The sequence below is a fragment of the Trinickia acidisoli genome (assembly GCF_017315725.1).
Lineage (GTDB): Bacteria > Pseudomonadota > Gammaproteobacteria > Burkholderiales > Burkholderiaceae > Trinickia > Trinickia acidisoli.
This window is the reverse complement of record NZ_JAFLRG010000001.1, coordinates 3,716,740-3,739,377: the sequence shown is the minus strand read 5'-3', so window position 1 is coordinate 3,739,377 and position 22,638 is coordinate 3,716,740. Positions and strand designations below refer to the sequence as shown.

Sequence of the window (22,638 nt, the reverse complement as noted above, 5' to 3'; positions counted from 1 at the left end):
GAATCGGAGAATCGCATGAAGCTGTTGCCTGGGAAGTCGCTCGTCAAATTCGATCGTCAGTTTCCGATCTACAACTTCTTCTTTCCGAGCCAAGGCAAGGCGCGTGCACTCACTACGGCGCCGCAAGTCTGGAGCGAAGCAGCACCTCATGTCGTTTCGCGCGCGCTGTATTTTCATATTCCGTTTTGCGACACGATCTGCAATTTTTGTCCGTTTACGCGAGGGCGGTATTCGAGCCGTGCCGTCATCGACGATTACTTCGAGACGCTTCTTGCGGAGATTCGCCTGAAGGCCGATCTCATCGATCTGAAACGTGTGCCGATATCGGCAATCTTCTTCGGCGGTGGCACGCCTAGCTTGCTGGACCCCGAGCAGATGGTCCGGCTCGGCGAACTGATTCGCAAGACGTTCGACTTGTCGTGCTTGCGCGAATTCTCGTTCGAGGTCGAGGTCAAGAGCCTCACGCTAGAGCGCGCCGAGGCCATGCGCGCGATCGGCGTCACACACCCGCGGTTCGGCTTGCAGACGTTCTCGCCGAAATGGCGCGACACGTTCGATCTGACGGCGTCGCTCGATCAGATCCATGAGGCGGCGGCGTTGCTCAAGCGACGGTTTCCCTATCAGACGTTCGACATTCTGTACGGCATGAGCGGGCAAGACGAAGAAGAACTCATGGCCGATCTGCAAGCCGCCGCCGCGCTCGGAACGACGAACGTCGACATCTATCCGATCGACAACATCGTCACGCAGGTGGGCCTGCACGCGAAGCTGGCGCAGGCCGGCGCGGCACCGACCTCCGCCATGCGCAAGTTCGGCATGAACGTGCTGATCGACCAAACGATGCGCCATGCGGGCTTCATGCCGCACAACGGGCACGGCTACTTTCGCACGGACACGCATGACGAAAGCGAGAAGGTCGTCAGCGACGCCTATTCGTTCGCCTATCACGAACATGTGTACGGGTATCACGATCACGATCTGATGGGCTTCGGCGTCAATGCGATCAGCTCGACGATCGGGCATGTCCTCACGCAGACGCACAGCAAGAAGGTCTATCGCGAAGCCGTATCGCAAGGCCGTATCCCTTGCGAGATCAGCCGGCATGAGCAGGCGCTCGATTTCGCCCGGCCCCTCGTGCTTCGTTTGCCCTATCACGGCCGCGTCGATAAGCGGCGTGTGCAATGGGACGGCGTGCACCCCGAAGTGCTCGAGAAGCTCGATTGCTTGAAACGAGAGGGGCTCGTTGCCGAAGACGCCGCGTCGCTGTCGTTGACCAAGCTCGGCTGGTACTGGTACGTCAACCTCATGTACTTTCTGATGCCGCACGCCGATCAACTGCAAATGAACGGTATGGTGATCGACAAGTTGAAAGACCCAGGGCGCCGCTTCTCGACGCGCGAGCTTTTGTTTCCGCTCGCCCCTGTGCAGACGACCTAGGAGAAGCGATGCTCGCGATGCTGCGAAAAGAGCGCCGTCTCTCCGTTCTGCTGACGGGTAATCTGCTGTCGCAAATCGGCGATGGCGTTCATGAGTTCGTCTTCATCCTCACGGTCTTGCGCGTCACCGACGCCAATGTCGCGCTGTCCGGTGCCGTCTATTTCTTTCGATTCATTCCGTACGTGGTGCTCGGCCCGCTCGGCGGCGCACTATCGGATCGCTGGCCGCGGCGCTCGCTGATGGTCTATGCCGACCTCGCGCGGATGGCGATTACCATCGCGTTTTGCTTGCTGCTTTCGCAAGGGCGAATCGATGTGATTTCACTCGCGCTCATCGGCATGTCGATGACAGCGTTTCGTACCGTGTTTCAGCCCGCGTTTCAAGGTGCGATTCCCGCGCTCGTGCGAGCCGAGCATTTGCCGGCCGCGAACGGAGCGGCGCAGATGGCGGCGGAACTGGGCGGCTTCATCGGCCCTGCGCTTGGCGGCACGCTGCTTTATGCGGTGACGGATCTCGGCTACGTGCTCGCGATCGATGCGGCGACCTATCTCGTGTCCGCGCTCTGTATCCGATATGCGATTGCCGCGCCGGCCCCCGTCGCGCAGACCGAGCCGCGTCGATCGATCACGCTGGGCGGCCTGTACGGCGAGTTCGCCGCGAACTTCAAAGCGGCGCTCGCCAGGCGTGAGCTGTTCGTCAGCATCGGCTACTCGGCACTGTGCATTCTGTTCGTCGGCGCCGCATTGCGCGTGCTTATTCCGACGATGCTCAAAGGCGCGGGCTTCGCGGACAGCATCATCGGCTACGCGATGAGCTTTCTCGCGCTGGGCGCCGCTGCCGGCGCACTCTTGTGCGGTAGCGTTTCACGCGATTTCAGCACGCCGAGCTTGATGACGTATTGGCGTTGCTACGGGTTCATGCTCGCGCTCCTGCCGCTGTGTGCGGTCAGTGCGCCGGCGACGCTCGTCGGATGTTTCGCGCTCGGGGGCATCGGTGCATTCGTCGACGTCGTCCTGCCGACCAATATTCAACGCCTGTCGACGGAAGCGAACATGGGCAAGAATTTCAGCTTGTTCTCGACACTGGCCAATACGAGCGAGGCGATGTCGGGTGCGTTCGCGGGCGCGCTGAGCGTCGTGGCGCCCGTCGGCATCGGCATTTCGATCATCGGCGCCGCTGTCGTTGCCGTCGGCTATGTGGGCGCCGCGCGCTCGGCGAGGCGTCATGCCTGATTCGCCGCATTTCGCCTATGGCCGCCATGTGCTCGCCGATATCGCCGATACGCCTGCCGAGGTGCTCAACAACGGCGATGCGCTTGCGCGAGCGTTGATCGAGGCCGCGGTAGCCGAGGGGGCGACGGTGCTCGGCACGATCCGGCATGCGTTCGAGCCGAACGGCGTGACGGTGCTGCTGTTGCTCGCGGAGTCGCACGTTTCGCTGCATACCTATCCCGAGGAAGGGCGCGCGTTTTTCGACGCGTTTACGTGCGGCGTGCGCTGCGAGCCGTTTGATATTTTTCGGCGATTCGTCGACGCGAGCCCGGTCGGCAGTTATCGAATCATTCGATGCGAACGGGGGGACGCGGGGAAACGTTTGTTGCGCTGATTCGATGACTTCGGTCGACGGTCGACGATCGATAATCGCAGATTCGATTCGTAGTCCTAACGATTGAGCTTGCCAAGCGCCATCGGCGATTTAACGCATTAACGCTTCGCGCGCCAGCGACCCAAGGGTGCGCACGCCGCTTTCGATTCGTGCCGTCCACGAATAGCCCGCGCTCAAGCGCAGGCAGTTGCGAAAGCGCCGGCTGGCCGAGAAGACGTCGCCGGGCGCGAAACAGATGCCGCGCTCGAGCGCTTTGTCAAAGAGGGTGCGCGTATCGACGCTGCGCGGCAATTCGAGCCACAGCACGAAGCCGCCTTGAGGTCGACTCACCTTCGTACCTGCCGGAAAACTTGCCTCGACCGTGCGTGCCATGCGTGCGAGGTTTTCTTGAAACACGCGCCGCACGCGGCGCAAGTGCGTGTCGTAGGCGCCCGTCGCGAGAAAATCCGCTAGCGCACGCTGCGGCAGCACCGCGCTGCACAGGCTGAAGGCGAGCTTGCGCTCGACCACGCGTGCCATGTGCACGCCCGCCGTAATCCAGCCGACGCGATACCCAGGCGCGATGCTCTTCGAAAACGAGCTGCAATAAATGGTGTTCGCGCCTCCATCGAGTGCGATGAATGGCTTTGGGCGCTCGCGACCGAAATGCAAATCGCCATAGATGTCGTCTTCGATCAACGGTATGTCGTGCGCGGTCAGCAGAGCGAGCAACGAGCGCTTGTTCGCGTCGGGCATCGTCGAGCCTAAGGGATTGTTGAAGCTCGACGATAGGACGCAGGCCGAAATCGTTTCGGTTTCGAGCAGCCTCGCGAGTGCGGCGACGTCCACGCCAGCGATCGGATCGGTCGGCAATTCGAATGCTTTTAGGCCCAGCGCTTCGAGTGTATGTAGGAGTCCGAAATAAGTCGGCGATTCGATCGCAACCGCCTGGCCGCGCGAAGCGACGGCCGATAGCGCAAGCACGAGCGCCTCGGTGCAGCCGCAGGTGATCAGAATATCGTCGGCCGACAACGCCTGCCCGACACGCATGGCGCGCTGGGCAATGGCCTGACGCAACGCGTGCTCGCCTAACGGTGCCGAGTAGATGTTGGCGTTCTCGCCCTGCGTTCGCGCCAAGCGAGCCAACGTGCGGTCCAGCCGGGCTGCTTGCAGCAGCGCAGCATCGGGCACGGCGCAACCTAGCGGCACGAGCGACGTGTTGGCAGCATGTTCGAGCAAATGCGTGACGGCGTCGCTGATCGACACGGTCGACGGTTTCGTGCGGCCGCGCGACATCGAGGGTAGCGCGAGCGCCGTCGTGCGAACGCCGTTGACGTAGTAGCCCGATTGTGACCTTGCGGTCAGCACGCCGCGCTGTTCGAGCAGCCGATACGCTTGCAGCGTCGTCGAAAGGCTGACGCCGTGCTGCTCGCTCGCGGCACGCAACGAGGGTAGCCGCGCGCCGGCTGCGAGCGTGCCTTTCTCGATCATCTGCGCAATGAGTTCGGCGAGCTGTTCGTAGCGATGGGATGGCGGGTGGTTCATGGTGATGGTGCAGGCAGGACGATACGCCATTATCGGCGCGCGAGACAGCCCTCGCCAGGGGAATTGTTATGGTCTATTTTTCAAAAAATTGTGACTGTTATCGTCCTCCGCAAGGCGCTACGATCGGCTCGGTTCTCACCACGATTTCACCGAAACCGATCAAGGAGCGGAGATGAACGATCACAGCGAAGCGGCGGCACGCCAAGGCGTGGGCAGAATCGTCAACCTGCGCGAGAAGCTGGGCCTCGTCGCGGACCCGTGGATACCGCGTGTCGTCGCGCAGATGAACGACTATCAGTTCAAGGTCGTGAAGGTACGAGGCGACTTCGTTTGGCACAGTCATGCCGATACGGACGAAACGTTCTTCGTCGTAGAGGGTGAGGTGCGCATCGACATGCGTGACGGCCCCGTGCATTTGCACGCGGGCGATCTGTTCGTCGTGCCGCGCGGCGTCGAGCACAAGCCTTTTGCCGAACACGAAGCGAGCCTGATGCTGATCGAACCGTGCGGTGTGCTCAATACAGGCGACGCGCGCGGCGAACGAACGCAGCCGAACGACGTTTGGATCTGAACGCCATCGGGTTTGACCCTAGGCATATGTCTTCGTCTATTTTCGGAATAGACATATAAACCTCGCGGGAGTCCTGCCGTAATCAAGAAGAGGCGCGTCGGGCGTTCGTCGAACCGTGGCAACGCGCTTTCTCGGAAATTGGTAAGGACCCCAAAATGAATCGACTCGATAGCATGACGGTGCTGAGCAAGCTCTTGCTGGCCTTCGCCGTCGTGATAGGCCTCGGCATGATCGTCGGCGGCGTGGGCGTGTGGGGGCTCGCGACGATGCACGGCATTGCCGCCGACCTCGGCACCTCGCAGATGGACGGCCTGTACGCCATCGAAGAGACGAACAAATATCGCCTCGACGCGGACCTCTCCGGCGCCAACCTCGGATTCGCGGCCGATGCAGCCGCCAAGCAGAAGTTGCAGCAACGGATGGCCGATGCGCTCGTCAACATCCATCAAGACCTCGATCGGTTCGGCGAAACGGTCGATACCGACCACGGGCGCCAGGTCGTGGCCGACATTCGCACCAAAGAGCAGGCTTGGGACAAGTACATCCGGATTCAGATCGGCACCGAGCCGATGCCCGCCGGCATGGATCAGGCCTCCATGGTGCAGGGCGTGATCGCGGCCAGCGACGATTTGCGGGCATCGCTCGAAGAGGCGATTCGCTATAAGCACACGGTGGCGAGTGCTCGCGTGGCCGAATCGACGGAGCGCTTTCAGTCGATGCGCGACATCATGGTCGCGTTCATGGCCGCATCCCTCGTCGCGGGCGCGGCGCTCGCGTGGCTCATCGCGCGGCGGTTGTCGGCGCAGCTCGGCGGCGAGCCCGGCTATGCCGCTCATATCGCTAACCGCGTGGCGGCCGGCGATCTGTCGGTGCGCATCGATACGCGTGCGGGCGATCGGACGAGCCTGCTGTGGGCGCTGAAGGACATGCGCGATCGGCTGGCGGAGATCGTGGCTCGGATCGGCAACTCCAGCGAGGCCATCGCGGGCGCATCGGAGCAGTTGGCGCGCGGCAATGCCGACTTGTCCGAGCGCACGGAGCAAGAAGCCGCTTCGCTCGAAGAGACGGCCTCCAGCATGGAAGAGCTCAGTTCGACGGTGCGGCACAACGCCGACAACGCGCGTCAGGCCAGCACGCTGGCCGGCGCGGCTTCGGAAATCGCGACCAAGAGCGGCAACCTCGTGGGCGAAGTGGTCGACACGATGCGCGAGCTCGCGAACGGCTCCAAACGGATGACCGACATCATCGCGGCCATCGAGGGTATTGCGTTCCAGACGAACATCCTCGCGCTCAACGCGGCCGTGGAGGCGGCGCGCGCCGGTGAGCAAGGGCGGGGTTTTGCCGTCGTGGCCGGCGAGGTGCGCTCGCTCGCGCAGCGCAGCGCCGTCTCGGCCAAGGAGATCAAGGTGCTGATCGAAGCGTCGACGGCGCGCGTCGATAGCGGCGCCGAGCTGGCCGAGCGCGCCGGTTCGACCATGACCGAAGTGGTGCACGCGGTGCGACGCGTGACCGACATCATGGGTGAAATCTCGGCGGCTTCGGGCGAGCAGAGCAAGGGCATCGAGCAGGTCAGCATCGCCGTCTCGCAGATGGATCGGACGGTTCAGCAGAACGCCGCGCTCGTCGAGGAGGCGGCCGCGGCCGCCAGCTCGATGACCGCGCAAGCCGGACAGTTGAAGGCGGCCGTCGCCGTATTCGCGCTCAGCTAGGGGCTACTTGCGATGAGGGGGCGACGAGGGGCGCGAGAACCGGGCTTGAAAAGCGCCTAACTGCTTCACACAACTGCTTCATCGCTTGTCACCGGCTATTGCCGTCCTTAAACTCGCGCGTGATTCCAATGCGCCGCCGCATCGAGGCGGTGCCGTTCACTTCCACCCGCGAGAAGGAGCCCCACGAGCATGGCCGAATCCTATTTTCCGCGCTGGCGCCTTACGCCGAGCGCCGCCGAGGGACGCGTCGTCGCACCCGACGAGCGTTTGCCGTGGCCGCAGACGTTCGCCATGGGCGTGCAGCACGTCGTCGCCATGTTCGGCTCGACGGTGCTCGCTCCATTGCTCATGGGCTTCGATCCGAACCTGTGCATCTTCATGTCGGGCATCGGCACGCTGCTGTTCTTCGTGCTCGTCGGCGGACGCGTGCCGAGCTATCTCGGCTCGAGCTTTTCCTTCATCGGTCTCATCATTGCCGTCACGGGCTACGCGGGACACGGCGCGAACGCGAACATTCCGGTCGCGCTCGGCGGCATCATCGCCTGCGGCGTGGTGTACGCGGTCATCGGCCTCATCGTCGGCGCCGTCGGCACGAAGTGGATCGAGGCGCTCATGCCGCCGGTCGTCACGGGGTCGATCGTCGCCGTCATCGGTTTGAATCTCGCGCCGATCGCCGTCAAGGGCGTGAGCGGGTCGACGTTCGATTCATGGATGGCCGTCGTCACCGTGCTTTGCGTCGGCATCGTCGCCGTCTTCACGCGCGGAATGGTGCAGCGCCTACTTATTCTCGTAGGGCTCGTGATCGCTTATCTGATCTACGCGCTCGCCACCAACGGCATGGGCCTCGGCAAGCCGGTCGACTTCTCGCTCGTCGCCAATGCCGCCTGGTTCGGCCTGCCGCACTTCTCGGCGCCCGTCTTCGATCCGCATGCGATGCTGCTGCTCGCGCCCGTCGCCGTGATCCTCGTTGCCGAAAACCTCGGGCACATCAAAGCCGTCAGCGCCATGACCGGGCAGAATCTCGACCGCTACATCGGCCGCGCCTTCGTCGGCGACGGTCTTGCGACGATCGTGTCGGGTTTTGCCGGCGGCACGGGCGTGACGACCTACGCCGAGAACATCGGCGTGATGGCCGTCACGAAGATCTATTCGACGATCGTGTTCGTCGTGGCCGCCGTCATCGCGCTCGTGCTCGGTTTCTCGCCGAAGTTCGGCGCGCTGATCGAGACGATTCCGGGGCCCGTGCTCGGCGGCGTGTCGATCGTCGTCTTCGGGCTCATCGCCGTGACGGGCGCACGCATTTGGGTCGTCAACAAGGTCGACTTTTCCGATAACCGCAATCTGATCGTTGCCGCCGTTACGCTTGTGATCGGCGCCGGCAATTTCTCGTTGCAGGTCGGCGGTTTCGCGCTCGGCGGCATCGGCACCGCAACGTTCGGGGCCATTCTGCTCTACGCTTTGCTGCGCCGCGAACTGGCGCGTGGCCCCGTGCTCTGATCAGGGCATGGATGCCCGTGGCAGGTCGTTTTGCACCGTAGCGGTGCGTGCGGTTTGCCGCCGCGGCGCGCGTGTCGGGCGGTGCCGGCGATGAGCGCGACACCCGCTCGTCCTGTCTCGCCGGGCATTGCGGCTGCACCGCCCTCGCATCGGTGCGGCCCGCGAGCATAGAGCTTGCTTTCGTTACGGCTCCCACTACAGTAAAAAGAATCGAGGGAGCCGTCGATGACGTTTTTCGCCTTTCGCTTTCGCAGTCGTTTTTGCCACGACGTTCGTGATGTTCGCGACGTTCGTGCGCGTTGTGCATGGAGGTCGGCATGGTGATGCCCGTCCGCGAGCATGCGGCCGCCCGGCCGTCGCTCCAATCCGACGTGGCGTCGGGTTTGCCGCGCTACGCGCTGCGCCATCGCGACCTCACGCTCACGAGCGTCTTTCAGCCGATCTTCAGTTTGTCGCACTTGCGCGCCGTGGGCTACGAAGGCTTGCTGCGCGCGCACGACACCTTCGATCGCCCCGTGCCGCCGCTCGACGTATTCGGCGACGCCGCGCGCCAAGGCGAGCTGCATTATGTCGATCGTCTCGCACAGTCGCTTCATCTGGAAAACTTCAAGACCCTGCAGGCCGAGCGCGAATGGTTGTTCTTGAATGTCCATGCCGGCGCGCTGGCCGATTCGTATCATGCGGCGGCGTTTCGCGCGCACATCGATCGCCTCGATTTGTCGTCGCGTCGCATCGTGCTCGAGTTGCAGGCCGTGCGCGCCGAAGATTTCGACAAGCTTGCCGAGGAGGCGCGCCGGTTTCGCGAGCAGGGCTTCTTGGTCGCGCTCGACGATTTCGGCGCGGGCGATTCGAATCTCGAACGGATCTGGCAGCTCGATCCCGACATCGTGAAGGTCGATCGCATGATGCTTTCGCAAGCGGCGCATCGAACGCAGGCGGCGGCGATCTTGCCGGGCTTCGTGTCGATGCTGCATGAAGCGGGCAAGCTCGTGCTCGTCGAAGGCGTCGAGACGGAGCATGAGGCGCAGCTCGCGTTCTCGTGCGATGCCGATTTCGTCCAAGGGTTTTACTTTGGGCGCCCGGGTCCCGCCGCGGCCGATAGCGTCTATGCAAGCGAGCGCATCGCGGCGCTGGTCGAGCGGCATCGCGCGCAAAGCGAGGCCCGCGAGCGGCAGCGCACCGGCCGGCTCGCGCCTTATCTGCACGCGTTTGCGCGCGCGGGGGAGCGCCTCGCGCAAGGCGAGGCGCTCGAGGAAGTGTGTTGGAACTTTCTTGCGCTCGATCACGCGGCGCGCTGCTTCCTGCTCGACGAGCAAGCGCGGCAGACGGGCCGCAACGTCGTACTGCGCGCCGATCGCGCGGGCCATGAGGCGCGCTTTCTGCCCGTTGCCGATGCGCAAGGCGCCAATTGGATGCGCCGGCCGTACTTTCACGCCGCCGTCGACGCGCCCGATCGTATCCATGCGACGAAACCTTACCTGTCGATCAACGAAGCGTTACCTTGCGTAACGCTGTCGATGGCCGTGCGCGTCGGCGAACGCCTCTGCGTGTTGTGCGGCGACATCGATTGGCGCGACGAGGACGGCTGACTTCTCCCCCGCAAGCCCGTCGTCAGGTGCCGCACGCCGGCTTTGATCTGTTCGCCGCCACGCCTATCATCTGAATAGGCGCGATCGGCGCATCATCCGTTTCGAGCGATCGAGGTGCGCGTATTGCTACGCATGATTGCTTGCACTACGCGCACCGCGGCCGCCATCTCGGACGTTCGCTGCACCGAAGGCCGAGACGCGCTCCCATTCATAAAAAGCACAAGGAGCAGAGAAATGATGGTTCGGCATCTGCACACGTCGCGCGTATTCGTTCGTCTACGGCAAACGGTGCTCGCCGGCACCGGCGTGGCGGCCTTGTCGGTCGCGATCGCACCCGGCGCGGCGCTGGCACAGGAGACGATCAAGATCGGAGTGCCTGTGCCGCTCTCGGGCAGCTATGCGACGGCGGGCAATGACATCCTCAACGGCGCGAAGCTCGCGATCGACGACATCAACAAGCAGGGCGGCGTGCTCGGCAAGAAGCTCGAACTCGTGCAAGCGGACGACAAATGCGATGCCGATGCGGCGGCCGGTGCGGCCCAGACGCTCGTCAGTCAAGGCATCGTGGCCGTGGCGGGCGGCTACTGTTCGAGCGCGGCGTTGCCCGAGTTGCGCGTGTTTCATGGCGCCGGCCTCGCTTATGTGATGGACGCCTCGACGAACCCCGAACTCACGGAGAAGGGCTGGGACGATGCATTTCGCACGATCGGCCGCGACGACGAGCAGGGGCCGTTCGCGGCGAAGTTGATGAAGGACGTCTTGCACGCGAAGGCGGTGGCCGTCATCAACGACAACACGACCTACTCGAAGGGGCTGGCCGACAACACCGTCGATGCGTTGAAGAAGCAGGGCGTCGACGTCGTCTATAACGACGCGGTGACGCCCGGGCAGATGGACTATGCCGACGTGGTCAAGAATGTCGGCGCCTTGAAGCCCGACGTCGTCTACTACACGGGCTATTACCCCGAGGCGGCATTGATCGCGAAGGACGTCCGGCAACTGAAGGTGCCCGTGAAGTATCTGATGGGCGGCGACGGTACGACCGATCCCACGCTGATCAGAACGGCGGGGTCGGCCGCGAAAGGCATGATTTGCACGACGGCTCCGCTGCCGCAGTTCCTCTCGGGGGAAAAGGCGCACCGCTTCATCGCCGACTATAAGAAGGCCTATCACGCCGACCCCGGGCCGTACTCCGTCTACGAGTACGATGCGGTGGCCGTGACGGCGAAAGCGATCGCCGATGCGAAATCGACGAAGCCGGCCGACATCGTCGCTGCGCTGCACAAGGTTTCGAACTTCAAGGGCGCGACGGGCGACATCACGTTCAACGACAAAGGCGATCGGGACAACGCGGTCTATATGGCCGTCATTGCTGAAAAGGGCGCATTCAAACCCTACCGTGAACTCGGCCCGAAGGGAGGCTGGGTCTCGCCGAAGTAGCGCAAGGCGCGGGACACGCCGAGTCGCCGGCGGGTCCCGAACTCGTCGCGCTTACTCGCCTCGCTTACTTGGCGACGACGACAGGAATGCCGCGCAGCGAGCCGGCGCCCTTCATTTCGTCGAGCGCCTGTTGCACGGCGTGGCTCGTGGCAGCTTCGAGGGCGAGGCGTGCCGCCAGGTCGCGCTCGCCGCGCTTCACGCTCGCTAGATTGCGCAGCTTCACGTGCCCGTATCCGCGCACCTTGGCGTGCAGCGCGGCGAGCTTGGCCACGTCTTCGGCATTGGCGGCGTTCAGCGCGGCGAAAGCGCGCCGCATCGTCGTTTCATAGTCCTCGGCGAGCGCGCACTCCATGCGGCGCTCGACGGTACGGCCGAACGGATCGAGCGCCGTACCGCGCAAGCCGCGCCATTTCGCGAGTACCCCGAGCACGGGCCACAGCCAGCCGCCGAACGCCTTCTTGCTCGGGGCTTCGCCTGCCTTGGCTTTCGCGAGCGACGGCGGAGCGAGGTTGAACTTCACGCGGAAATCGCGGCCTGCCTTGCCTTCGAACTGGGCCTCCAAGGCTTCGCGGAACGTCGAGTCCGTATAAAGGCGCGCCACTTCGTATTCGTCCTTGACCGCAAGTAGCCGATAGAAGGTGGTCGCCACGGCGCGGGCGATGTCGGCTCCCGCCACGCTGCCGTCGGCCTGGCGCGCCAGCGCGACGAGCGCACGGTAGCGCTCGACGTAGCGTGCTCCGCCGTAGGCCGCAAGACGGGCTTCGCGATCGGCGACAAGCGTGTCGAGATCGACGGATGCGTCGGTTTGTTCGTCCTTCGCCTGCGCGGCACGCGTGCCGCGCACGGCGTGGCGCTCGGCCCAGATCGCTTCGAGCGCGGCGGGGTCGCCCGCGGCCAGGCGGCCTACGGCGAAGGCGAGCTTGTTCATCGGCACGGCGACGTTGTTCAACTCGATCGCGCGCATGAGCGCCGCGTGCGAGACGGGGATGAGGCCGAGTTGCCAGGTGAAGCCGAGCATCAGGATGTTCGCGCCGATCGTATCGCCGAGGAACTTCGCGGCCAGCGCCTGCCCGTCGCAGGTCGACATCCGCTCGGCACCCGCCGCGTGACGCATCTTGTCGATGAGCGCGTCGGCGTGCAGGTTCGCATCGGGGTTGCTCACGAACGACGCATTGGGGATCGCATGCGTGTTGACGACGATGCGCGTGCGATCGTGGCGGACCGTCTGCAGCGCGTCGAAGCCCGCGCCGACGACCATGTCGCAGGCGAGCAGCACGTCGGCCTGCTGCGTGTCGATGCGCACTTGATTGAGCCACTCGTCGCGCGCGGCGAAGCGGACGAACGAGAGCACCGAGCCGCCCTTTTGCGCGAAGCCCATGAAGTCGAGCACCGAGGCGCTCTTGCCTTCGAGGTGGGCGGCCATACTGATCAACGCGCCGACCGTCACGACACCGGTGCCGCCCACGCCCGTCACGAGGATGTCGTACGGCGCGGCGTCGAGCCCCGCTTGCGGGGCGGGCAAGGCGTCGACGCGGCGAGCGAGCGCCGCTTCGTCGAAGGCGGCGCCGGCGGCCTTCTTCAGCTTGCCGCCCTCGATCGTGACGAAGCTCGGACAAAAGCCGTTCACGCAGGAGAAGTCTTTGTTGCACGACGATTGATCGATGCGGCGCTTGCGTCCGAGCGGCGTCTCGACCGGCTCGACCGATAGGCAGTTCGACTGCACGCCGCAATCGCCGCAGCCTTCGCAGACTGCCTCGTTGATGAACAGACGCTTGTCGGGATCGGGAAATTCGCCCTTCTTGCGCCGACGGCGTTTTTCGGCGGCACAGGTTTGATCGTAGATGAGCACGGTCACGCCGGCCGTTTCGCGCAGTTCGCGCTGAACGGCGTCGAGTTCGCTGCGATGATGAAACGTGGTGCCCTTCGGAAACAGGCCATGATGGCCATCGTACTTTTCCGGCTCGTCCGAGACGACGACGAAGCGCGACACGCCTTCGGCCTCGACTTGGCGCGCGATTTGCGGCACCGAGATGCTGCCGTCGACGGGCTGGCCGCCCGTCATCGCGACGGCGTCGTTATAGAGAATCTTGTAGGTGATGTTCGTGTTCGCCGCGACGGCTTGCCGGATCGCGAGGATGCCCGAATGGAAGTAGGTGCCGTCGCCGAGGTTTTGAAAGACGTGCCGCGTCTTCGTGAACATCGAGTGCGAGGCCCAATCGACGCCTTCGCCGCCCATCTGAATGAGGCCCGTCGTGCCGCGGTCCATCCACGACGCCATGAAATGGCAGCCGATGCCCGCATGGGCGATCGAGCCTTCCGGCACTTTCGTCGACGTATTGTGTGGGCAGCCCGAGCAGAAATACGGTGTGCGGCGCACGGCATCGGCCGCGTTCGAGAGGATCGTCGGCGCCACGAGATCGACGACGCGCTCGCGCCGGTCGAGCGTGGGTTTGTGGCGCGCGAGCCACTCCGCGAACACGGGCAGCACGCGCGACGGGCGCAGTTCGCCAAGCGACGACAGGAGCGGCGCGCCCTGCGCGTCGTGTTTGCCGATCACGGCCGGCCGGTCTTGCGCAGCCCGATTGTAGAGATGATCCTTGATCTGCTGCTCGATGACGGGCCCTTTCTCCTCGATGACGAGCACTTCTGCGAGGCCCTCGACGAACGTGTCGAGGCGAGTCGTCTCGAGCGGAAACGACAGCCCGACTTTATAGATGCGCACGCCGGCTGCGTCGAGATCGGCGACCGTGAGATCGAGCCGGCGCAGCGCTTCCATCAAATCGAGATGCGCCTTGCCGCAGGTGACGATGCCGACGTCGGCACGCGGGCTCGCGGCGATCCATTTGTCGATGCTGTTCGTGCGCGCGAAGGTGCGCACGGCGTCGAGCTTCGCGGCGAGCCGCGCTTCGATCGTCAAGCTCGGCAGATCGGGCCAGCGGTTGTGCAGGCCGCCCGCGGGCGGCGTGAATTCGGCGGGCAAGGGCCAGTGCGCCGTGAGCGCGTCGAGATCGACGGTGGAGCCCGATTCGACCGTCTCCGAAATCGCCTTGAAGCCGACCCACGCGCCCGAGAAGCGCGACAGCGCAAAACCGTATGCGCCGAATTCGAGCATGTCGGCGATGTGCGACGGATTCACGATCGGCATGTGCCAGGCCATCATCGTGAAGTCGCTTTGGTGCGGCATCGACGATGAGACGCAGCCATGGTCGTCGCCGGCCACGACGAGCACGCCACCGTGCGGCGACGAGCCGTAGGCGTTGCCGTGCTTGAGTGCATCGCCGGCGCGGTCGACGCCGGGCCCCTTGCCGTACCACATCGCGAAGACGCCCTCGACCGTGCGTTCGGGATCGGCTTCGACGCGCTGGGTGCCGAGCACGGCGGTGCCGCCGAGCTCTTCGTTGATGGCGGGCAGGAAGCGCACGTCGCCGGCTTCGAGCAGTTTCTTCGCCTTCCACATTTGCTGATCGACCATGCCGAGCGGCGAGCCGCGGTAGCCGCTGACGAAGCCGGCCGTATTCCAGCCCTGCGCGCGGTCGCGTTCGCGCTGCGCGAGCATGATGCGCACGAGGGCCTGCGTGCCGGTGAGAAAGATGCGGCCGTGCGTGGCCGTCAGGTTATCGGTGAGCCGATAGTCGGATAGAGCAGGCGTGCCGTCGATCGGCAGGCGGGCGGTCATGGCGGTGTCTCCTTCGATCCTTTTTTCCCCATATGGCCGTGCCTCGCACATGGGGCTGCGAAGGCTCTATTTTTTCGCGGCGAAGGGGGAGGATTTTTGCTATCTCGGTCGGGATGACTAGCTAATGCGGCGATTTTTGCGCGTATGACCGAGTGTGGGAGCGTTTTCTTCTGCGGCCATTGGTTTCTCGCACGCGATACCCTTTATAAGTCAGATCGTGGTTCGCTGAGCGCGGGCCACCCAAATTCTCGAAAAGGACGCCACCGTGGTCGTCCTTTTTTTCATTTGTGCGCGCTCTCGCTCGCCTGATCGAGCGGCATCACCTCGTCGAACTGCGTGTAGTCGATGTGCGTGACCCCATCCTCGTCGTCGTGCAGCAGATCGACGAAGCGGTGCTGCCAGCGGATTTCGTCGTAGCCCCACGTGTGGCGCCCATACATCGTCTGCGTCGTCGTTTCGTCGGCGCCCTCGATCATCAGCATCAGCGAAGCCTCGCAGGCGGCGAGGCTTTCCGCCGTTTCGCCATAGAGCGGGCTCGATTCGTCGATCACGTGCATGAGATTCCAACCGAGCAGGAAGATCGGATGTTGTTCGCGCATGAGCTTCAAATCATGGATACGCCAGAGCGAGTAGCCCTCCGGCTTGGTCTCGTGGCGCATCAGCCGTAGCCTCGCCTTCGCTTCGACGATGACGTTCTGGCGTGCGTTGGCGGCGCGCAGCATGAGCGTGGGGTGGCCGTCGAGCGGGCGCACGACGGCGAAGCGCGAAAAGATGATGCGCGCGCGCGGGCGCGAGAAGCGCACGAAGATGAGGCCCGTCGCCAACGCGATGCTGGACATGCCGGTGAAGATCTCGAGCGTGGCGATCGCGTGCGCGTAGATCGTCTGCGGATGCATGTCGCCGTAGCCGACCGTTGCGAGCGTCTCCACGCTGAAGAAGAACGCGCCGAGGAAACCGTGCGGCGATTGGTTGGCAATCGGTGCGCTGCCGAATGAATAGAGCACGGCGAAGAAGGCGTTCAGCAGCACGAAGAAGCCGCCGAGCGAGCCGAAGAATACCGGCCAGGTGGCCGTCAGCGCACGGTGGTAGAGGTCGAGCCGTGTGCGATCCGGCATCCCGTGCGTGACGACGGTGCCCGAGCCCGTGCGCAGAATGCGGCCGCCTTTGCCGCCCGGTGCGTGCCGCTTCGGTTCGCGGCGGGCATGGGGCGAGCGCGGCACGCGCGGCGGCGCGCCGGTCGGTGCCGTTTCGCGAACGGGCGTGGGCGAGTGCGTCTTGTCGTGCGTGTTGGTTGCCATAGCGGCGGCCCGTCGTCATGAACGGGCGCAGCGTAGCACGCACGAACGCGGCGCGCGACTACGGGAACGCCTTCGGCTTCGGCACGCCGGCGCCGTGTTCGATGTCGGCAACGGCTTGCCTATGTGCGGACTCGATCGCGTCGGCGACACTCGCGTAGCCCGTATCGCCGCCGATCGTGGTCCAGCGCTGCACCGGTTTTTCCTGGTGCCGGATTTCGTATTCGGCCTCCCAGCGCGTGCCCTCGAGCTCGATGGGACGCACATAGATCGAATAGACGCCGTATAGGAAGTGCTCTTCTGCCATCTTGGACCTCCATCTGCCGTACTTCGGCGAGCGCTCCGATGAGGCGGGCGTGAGCGGCTCGGCTGCGCGAGCCGTCGCGCTACAGCTCGATTTCGCCGAGAATTTGGTGCGCGAGCGTCTTGGCTTCTTCCAGCGCTTCCGACGCGGTGGCGCTCGCGCCCTTGACTTCGTAGACCGTCGTCTCGGGCTCGGTCGCGTCGTCGCGCGCGAGGTGGACTACACCCTGGAACCGCCCGTCGCCGAGCTGGCGCACGCCGGGCGTGGCCGTGTAGATCCCTTTCGTATAGGTGACGTCTTCCATGATGACGCTCCTGTTCGGACGCATGAATTCATCCTAGCACGCGCTTGGGAAGGATTCCGGCGGCGTGCACCGGCCCGTGCGCGTTAGCGCCCGCATCGGCTTGCCGTCAGCATGATCGCGCTCTATTGCAAGAGTGCGACGACCTCATCGAGCGTCGGCGAATGGGCGCCTGCATGCCGGCACGCCGCCCCGCCCGACGCCAGCGCGAATGCCAGGTGGTCGCGCCACGCCCGCTCGGGCCGCTGCATGAGGCTAAACAGCAGGCCGCCGATCGAGGCGTCGCCCGCGCCGACGGTATCGACGACTTCGACGCGCGGCGGCATCGCGGCAATCGTCTCCGTCGGCGTGATCAACGTGGCGGGACCGGCGCCGCGCGTGACGAGCACGGTGGCCTCGCGGTTCATCGCGCGCAGCGTCTCGAGCGCCGTGTCCTCGTCGGTGCCGAACAGGCAGCGCAAGTCTTCGTCCGACACCTTGATGAGATCCGCGAGCGCGGCCATCGTCTCGAGCATCGGGCGATAGCCGTGCGCCATCAAGTTGCGGTAGTTCGGGTCGAAACTGATCCGCACGCCGTGCGCGCGCAGGTCGGCGGCCAGCGTCGCGAGCGTCGCGGAAAGCGGCGCGCGGGCGAGGCTGACGCCGCCGAAATGCGCCCAGCGCGCCGCGCCCATCCAGCCCTGCGGCAGCGATTCGGGATCGAAGGCCAGATCGGCGCTTGCCTCGCCGATGAAGAAGTAGGCGGGCGGATGCGTCTCGTGGACGATCGCGAGCAGCGGCGCACGCTCGACGCGCTGCAGGAACCGCAGGTCCAGAGCGGCCGCCTCGCTCGCGCGCCACAGTTCGTCGGAGAAGCAGTCGATGCCGATCGAGCCGGCGAACGCGGTCGGCACGCCGAGGGCCGCCACCGCGCGCGCAACGTTCCAGCCCGCGCCGCCCGGATGCGAGCGCCAGTGCGAGCCGTCCGTGCGGACGAGATCGGTCAGGATGTCGCCCGCGCTGACGAAGTGGGGGAAAGCGCAGGGCACCGCGCTCCTTGCGCCGCTCGCCGCGGCCGCCGCCGTACTTATTGCGCTCGTTGCGCTCGGGGTATGCATAGATCGTCCGTTCAAGCTCGGTTCGCGAGCGCGTCGCCGCTTCCGTCGAAGCCGTTGCCACTGCCACTGCCGCTGCCGCTGCCGCTGCGATTGCCGCTGCGATTGCCACTGCCGTTGCTGCCGCCCGCCGGCTGCATCGCCCGAGCCGGCGTGCCCGTCGCGTCGCCATGCGTTTCGACGAGCGCGTTCAGCACTTCGTAGCAGGCGCCCATCGTGTGATAGTCGGTCTTGCCGGCGGGGCTCTTCTCGTCGCTGTACTTGCGGTTGTCGCACGTGAGGATGCGATACCAGGCGCCGTATCGATGATCGACGAAGTGTGTCCAGCTATAGCCCCAGATCTCGTCGTACCAATCCCAGAAGCGCTCGCTGCCCGTGCGGTGACCGAGGAGTGCCGCCGCAGCCAGCGTTTCCGCTTGGACCCAGAAGTATTTGTCGTGGTCGCAGATCTTGCCGTCCGGGCCGAAGCCGTAGCACAGGCCGCCGTGCTCGTCGTCCCAGGCGTGCGTGAGCGCGGCGTCGAACAGCTCGACGGCGCGCGGCACGAGCCAAGGCAGTGGGCGGTGGCGCTCGAGGATCAAGAGCAGCTTGGCCCATTCCGTCTGATGCCCCGGCTGAAAGCCCCACGGGCGGAAGATATTCGAGCTGTCTTCTTCGTTGTAATGCCAATCGACGGACCAGTCGGCGTGAAAGTGCTCCCAGACGAGCGCGTGCGAGAGCTTCGCCTGGCGTTCGGTGATGTTCGTCGCCAGCCGCTCGGCGCGATCGAGATAGACGAGATGCCCCGTCGCCTCGTAAGCCGCGAGCAGCGCTTCGGTCGTGTGCATGTTGGCGTTCTGGCCGCGGTAGGTCGAGACGTGCCAGTCGGGCGTCGCCTCATCGGCGTAGAGGCCCGCGGCCGGGTCCCAAAAGCGGCGCTCCATCAGCTCGAACGTTTCGGCGATCTGCAGCCGCGCTTCCTCTATGCCGGCCATCGCGGCATGCGCCTGCGCGAGCAGCACGAACGCGAGCCCATAGCAGTGCCGTGTGCCGTCGATCGTGCGCCTTTCGCGGTTGCGCCACTCGATCTCCCAGTCGTATCCGCGGTGCTGCGGGTCCCAATGTCCGTCGCGCAGGAACGCAAGGCCGTGACGCGCGTAGTCGAGGTATTGCGGATCGCGGAAATGGCGGTACGCCATCGCGTAATTGAAGACGAAGCGGCAGCTACTCACGAGGTGGCGCGTGCTGCGATCGTAGACGGTGCCGTCGTCCTTGAAATAGTGGAAGAAGCCGCCCGACGGATCGTGAACCGCCGGCGCGTAGAACGCCAGCGTATCGGCCACGTGCTCGAGCAGGAAGGCGCGATCGCGAAAATCGTCGACAGGCGGCACCATCGCATTGGTGTGGACGGCGCCGGATGCCGGCTTGGGGCTTCGAGAGGCGTTGGGAAGCTTCGTCATGATGTCGTTTCCGATTCAATGCCGGCCGAGCCGAGCGCATGCTGCGCGCCGGCGCCACCGATCGTACTGGCCCGCACGACGAGCCGGACGGGCAGGCGCACCGTCAGCTCGCCGGGCGCGTCTTCCAACAACAACTGGACGCCGCGCGCGCCGAGTGCTTCCTTGTCGATCGCGATCGTCGTCAGAGCGGGTGTGGCATGCGATGCCGCGGGGATATCGTCGAAACCGACGAACGCGATGTCCTCGGGCACGCGCAAGCCGCGTGCAAGCACGACGCGCATGGCGGCCAGCGCCGCGACGTCGTTGTAGGCGAATACGGCGCTCGGCATGCGCTCGGGGCCGTGCGCGTCGAGCAGACGCTGCATCGCCAGCGCCGCACCCTCGTCGGGCGGCAGGTGGGCGTCGATCGACGTCTCCAGCGAGGGATCGAACAGCAGGCCGGCCTCGAAGAACGCGCGCCGATAGCCTAGGGCGCGCTGCGCGATGCTGTAGTGTGCGAGCGAACCGCCGATGAAGGCGACGCGCTTGCGCCCGAGCGCGAACAGGTGCCGCATCGCCAGCGCCGCGCCCTCGGCATTGTCGAGATTGACCGAGCGCATGTTCGGTGCCCACAGATCGATCAGGACGAGCGGACGCTGCATCGCGGCGACGGCCGCGAGCGTTTCCGGTTCGACGAAGCCGGCTACGGCGATCGCATCGGGCGCGTGCAGGCGCAATTGCTCGGTGACGTCTTCGGTCGGGCCCGCCGTCAGCAGCGACGGCACGATGCCGTGCGCACGGCACGCGTCCTCCACGCCGTGCAGCACGTGCGAAAAGAATGGGCTGGCGCCGAAATTGTTGTGCTGACGGTGCAGCAGGAACGTGAGGCGGCGGATGCGCGGGCGCAATTGCGCGGCATCGTAGCCGAGCCGCTGCGCCGTTTCGACGACGCGCAGCCTCGTGGCTTCGGACAGTCCCGGCTGGTTCTTCAGCGCACGCGACACCGTGCCGATCGACACGTTCGCCGCGCGGGCGATGTCGCGAATCGTTGTGGCCATCGTCGCTCGCATTCAAGTGGGGCGGAATGCGGCCAATTGTATAGTAAAAACGACAGCAAGCAGCCCAGACATACGTTAGGTATTCACCTTAAGCGTTGAAACGGTAAGGAATACGCAAAGAAATTATGTTTAGTAAAAAATACTAAACGATGATTTGAAATTGGGGTCGCCGGCGCTGTCCGATTGAGCCGCGCATTAGCCGAGCGCAGGGGTGCGCTGGAGTGCGGTCGCGCTCTGCGGTTCGTGCAGGTGCAGTTGCAGGGCGCCTTCGTCGAGGTCGATCACGAAGAAGCCGTCGGCCTGTTGCTTGGCTCGATGCTTGGCGAGTGCCGCCACGGACGCGATTTCCTCGCTGCCGTACGGTAGCGCGCCGCGCTCGCCGGGCGTGACGCGCACGCAGCCGATGGCCATTGTCACGAAGCTGAAGAAAGTCGGATTGCCGCGCCGGTCCTCGCCGTGAATGCCGCCCGCGGTGCGGTCTTCGTCCGCGTAAAAGCGCAGCGCACCCGCATTGAACGCGCGCAACGCGCGGGCCGCGCGCTCGCGCCAGTCGTCGCTTTGAAACAGCACGAGAAAGTCGTCGCCGCCCACGTGTCCGAGGAAATCGCGCGTCGGGTCGCAGATGTCGGCTAGGACGGCCGCCCCGAACTTGAGCACCTCGTCGCCTTGCCAGTAGCCGTAACGATCGTTGAACGGCTTGAAATGGTTCAAATCGACGTAGCAGGCGCAAAACTCGGCGCGATGCTCGACGAGCCGCGCGATATGCGAGCTGATCGGAATGTTGCCCGGCAGGAACGTGAGCGGATTGGCGTAGCGAGCCGCTTCGATGCGCACTTCGGTGACGGCGCGCACGAGGCTCTCGCCGGTGCCGAGGCCAACATAGCGGCCTTCGTCCGTGATGACGAAGCCGTCGGCGAGATAGCGTTGATCGTCGCTCGCGAGCAGCTTGGCCATCTGCTCGACCGTCATCGATTTTTCGATGACGACGGGCGAGGCATTCGCGAACAACATGCAGGGGCGCTTGCCGAACAGCTCCCGGTGATAGGGCAGCGCATAGCGATCCATGAAGCTGCGCCGGTTGATCAGCGCGATCGGACGCTCGTGCTCGACCACCGCCACCGCGTGCAGCGTCGGCAAGCGGTTGAACAGCTCGAGCACGTCGTTGTTTGTCGCGCTCTTGGGCAACGCGGGCGCGGTGACGATCATCTTCGCGGCGGCCATGCCGCCCGAGGGCGAGGCGGCGACGGGGCTGCGCGTCGCGCCGGGGAACACGGCGATGTGCTCGGCGCCGAGCGCCGCGCGCGCCGCCTCGGTCAGTTCGCGCGCCGCGCGCGCATCGGGGCGACCGAAGAAAAAGCCTTGGCCGAGCGCGATGCCCATGTCGCGCACGACGATCAGGTCTGCCGCATTTTCGATGCCTTCGGCGACGAGCCGCGCGCCGCTTGCCCCCGCGAAATGCTGCATGGCGCGCACGGCCTCGAACTTGAGCGGATCGTTGGCGATGTCGTCGATGAAAAAGCGATCGATCTTGACGACGTCCGGTTGCAGGCGCACCCACAGGTTCATGCTTGCATTGGCCGTGCCGTAATCGTCGAGCGCGAACTGAATGCCCGTCTCGCGCAGCGCGCTGACGGCAGGCGCGAAGCTCGTCACGTCGGCGATCGCGCATTGCTCGGTGAGTTCGAGCACGATGCGATCGACGTTGAGGCTGCGCCGCTGCAGCCAGGCGATCGTGCGATCGCGCGTCTTGCCGAGCGCGACGAGCGCATCGGCGCTGAAATTGAGGAATAGCTTGCCTTCGCATCCGAGGCGCGTGAATGCCGAGACGCACGTGCGCGCGGCCGCATGCTCGAGCGCGACCGACAGCCCTTCGCGCGCCGCCTGCGAGAACAGTGCGCCCGGCGATTCCAGCGTCGAACCCGCCGGGCCGCGGATGAGCCCTTCGTAACCGAGAATGGTGCCGCCGTCGAAATCGACGATGGGCTGGAAGACGGCGCTAAGCGCGCGCTGCGCGATCAACTCGGCGACTTTCGGCTCGCCGAGCGGCGATGGCTGGCTCAAGGACATGATGCGACAACAAGCCGGAATGATTGGATAGTCGGCTTATCGACCGCGATGGT

17 protein-coding genes are annotated in these 22,638 nt (G+C 64.9%); 8 read left to right on the top strand and 9 right to left on the bottom strand.

Annotated elements, in window-relative coordinates; translation table 11 throughout:
- The first annotated feature begins 15 nt into the window (after positions 1-15).
- The 3 genes from J3485_RS17135 to speD are packed head-to-tail and all read left to right on the top strand — an operon-like array spanning position 16 to position 3,042.
- Positions 16-1,437 (top strand): coproporphyrinogen-III oxidase family protein, encoded by a 1,422-nt coding sequence (locus tag J3485_RS17135; protein ID WP_206954987.1) that lies wholly within the window; start codon positions 16-18, stop codon positions 1,435-1,437.
- An 8-nt stretch (positions 1,438-1,445) separates the two neighbouring features.
- Positions 1,446-2,669, top strand: a complete 1,224-nt coding sequence (locus J3485_RS17130; RefSeq protein WP_206954982.1) for an MFS transporter — start codon at positions 1,446-1,448, stop codon at positions 2,667-2,669.
- Positions 2,662-3,042 carry an adenosylmethionine decarboxylase gene (gene speD / locus J3485_RS17125; protein WP_206954981.1) on the top strand — a complete coding sequence of 127 codons (381 nt, stop codon included), beginning with the start codon at positions 2,662-2,664 and terminating at the stop codon, positions 3,040-3,042. The genes J3485_RS17130 and speD overlap by 8 nt, the downstream gene beginning before the upstream one ends.
- 90 nt (positions 3,043-3,132) lie before the next feature.
- Here speD and J3485_RS17120 read toward each other — a convergent pair whose 3' ends face one another.
- A complete protein-coding gene (locus tag J3485_RS17120; RefSeq protein ID WP_206954980.1) occupies positions 3,133-4,566 on the bottom strand; it encodes an aminotransferase-like domain-containing protein in 1,434 nt (477 codons plus the stop codon).
- A gap of 172 nt (positions 4,567-4,738) precedes the next feature.
- Between J3485_RS17120 and J3485_RS17115 the strand changes: the two genes are divergently transcribed.
- The 5 genes from J3485_RS17115 (at position 4,739) to J3485_RS17095 (ending at position 11,372) form a co-directional block, all read left to right on the top strand.
- Positions 4,739-5,137, top strand: coding sequence for a cupin domain-containing protein (locus tag J3485_RS17115; RefSeq protein WP_206954979.1), 399 nt, complete (start codon positions 4,739-4,741; stop codon positions 5,135-5,137).
- A gap of 155 nt (positions 5,138-5,292) precedes the next feature.
- On the top strand, positions 5,293-6,846 hold the full coding sequence (locus J3485_RS17110) for a methyl-accepting chemotaxis protein (protein ID WP_206954972.1): 1,554 nt from the start codon (positions 5,293-5,295) through the stop codon (positions 6,844-6,846).
- 189 nt (positions 6,847-7,035) lie between these two features.
- Positions 7,036-8,343, top strand: a complete 1,308-nt coding sequence (locus J3485_RS17105) for a solute carrier family 23 protein (RefSeq protein ID WP_206954970.1) — start codon at positions 7,036-7,038, stop codon at positions 8,341-8,343.
- 317 nt (positions 8,344-8,660) lie between these two features.
- Positions 8,661-9,932 (top strand): EAL domain-containing protein, encoded by a 1,272-nt coding sequence (locus J3485_RS17100; protein WP_206954967.1) that lies wholly within the window; start codon positions 8,661-8,663, stop codon positions 9,930-9,932.
- Positions 9,933-10,166: 234 nt separating this feature from the next.
- Positions 10,167-11,372, top strand: a complete 1,206-nt coding sequence (locus tag J3485_RS17095; RefSeq protein ID WP_206954965.1) for a branched-chain amino acid ABC transporter substrate-binding protein — start codon at positions 10,167-10,169, stop codon at positions 11,370-11,372.
- Between the two features lie 64 nt (positions 11,373-11,436).
- On the opposite strand, the gene J3485_RS17090 is transcribed toward J3485_RS17095, so the two are convergent.
- The 8 genes from J3485_RS17090 to J3485_RS17055 form a co-directional block, all read right to left on the bottom strand.
- Entirely contained in the window at positions 11,437-15,048 is a 3,612-nt protein-coding gene (locus J3485_RS17090; protein ID WP_206954962.1) for an indolepyruvate ferredoxin oxidoreductase family protein, read from the bottom strand.
- Between the two features lie 281 nt (positions 15,049-15,329).
- Positions 15,330-16,346 (bottom strand): ion channel, encoded by a 1,017-nt coding sequence (locus J3485_RS17085; RefSeq protein ID WP_206954954.1) that lies wholly within the window; start codon positions 16,344-16,346, stop codon positions 15,330-15,332.
- A 58-nt stretch (positions 16,347-16,404) separates the two neighbouring features.
- Positions 16,405-16,650, bottom strand: coding sequence for a hypothetical protein (locus J3485_RS17080; RefSeq protein WP_206954952.1), 246 nt, complete (start codon positions 16,648-16,650; stop codon positions 16,405-16,407).
- 79 nt (positions 16,651-16,729) lie between these two features.
- Positions 16,730-16,951, bottom strand: coding sequence for a hypothetical protein (locus tag J3485_RS17075; RefSeq protein WP_206955849.1), 222 nt, complete (start codon positions 16,949-16,951; stop codon positions 16,730-16,732).
- A gap of 122 nt (positions 16,952-17,073) precedes the next feature.
- The gene (locus J3485_RS17070; RefSeq protein WP_206954950.1) at positions 17,074-18,045 is read right to left on the bottom strand and encodes a carbohydrate kinase family protein; all 972 of its coding nucleotides are present in this window, start codon (positions 18,043-18,045) and stop codon (positions 17,074-17,076) included.
- Positions 18,046-18,056: 11 nt separating this feature from the next.
- On the bottom strand, positions 18,057-19,481 hold the full coding sequence (locus J3485_RS17065) for an AGE family epimerase/isomerase (RefSeq protein ID WP_206954947.1): 1,425 nt from the start codon (positions 19,479-19,481) through the stop codon (positions 18,057-18,059).
- Positions 19,478-20,518, bottom strand: a complete 1,041-nt coding sequence (locus J3485_RS17060; protein WP_206954945.1) for a LacI family DNA-binding transcriptional regulator — start codon at positions 20,516-20,518, stop codon at positions 19,478-19,480. Before J3485_RS17060 ends, J3485_RS17065 begins: the two co-directional genes overlap by 4 nt.
- Before the next feature lie 195 nt (positions 20,519-20,713).
- Positions 20,714-22,585: an EAL domain-containing protein gene (locus J3485_RS17055; RefSeq protein ID WP_206954943.1), complete on the bottom strand. Its 1,872-nt coding sequence runs from the start codon at positions 22,583-22,585 to the stop codon at positions 20,714-20,716.
- Between the last annotated feature and the right edge of the window lie 53 nt (positions 22,586-22,638).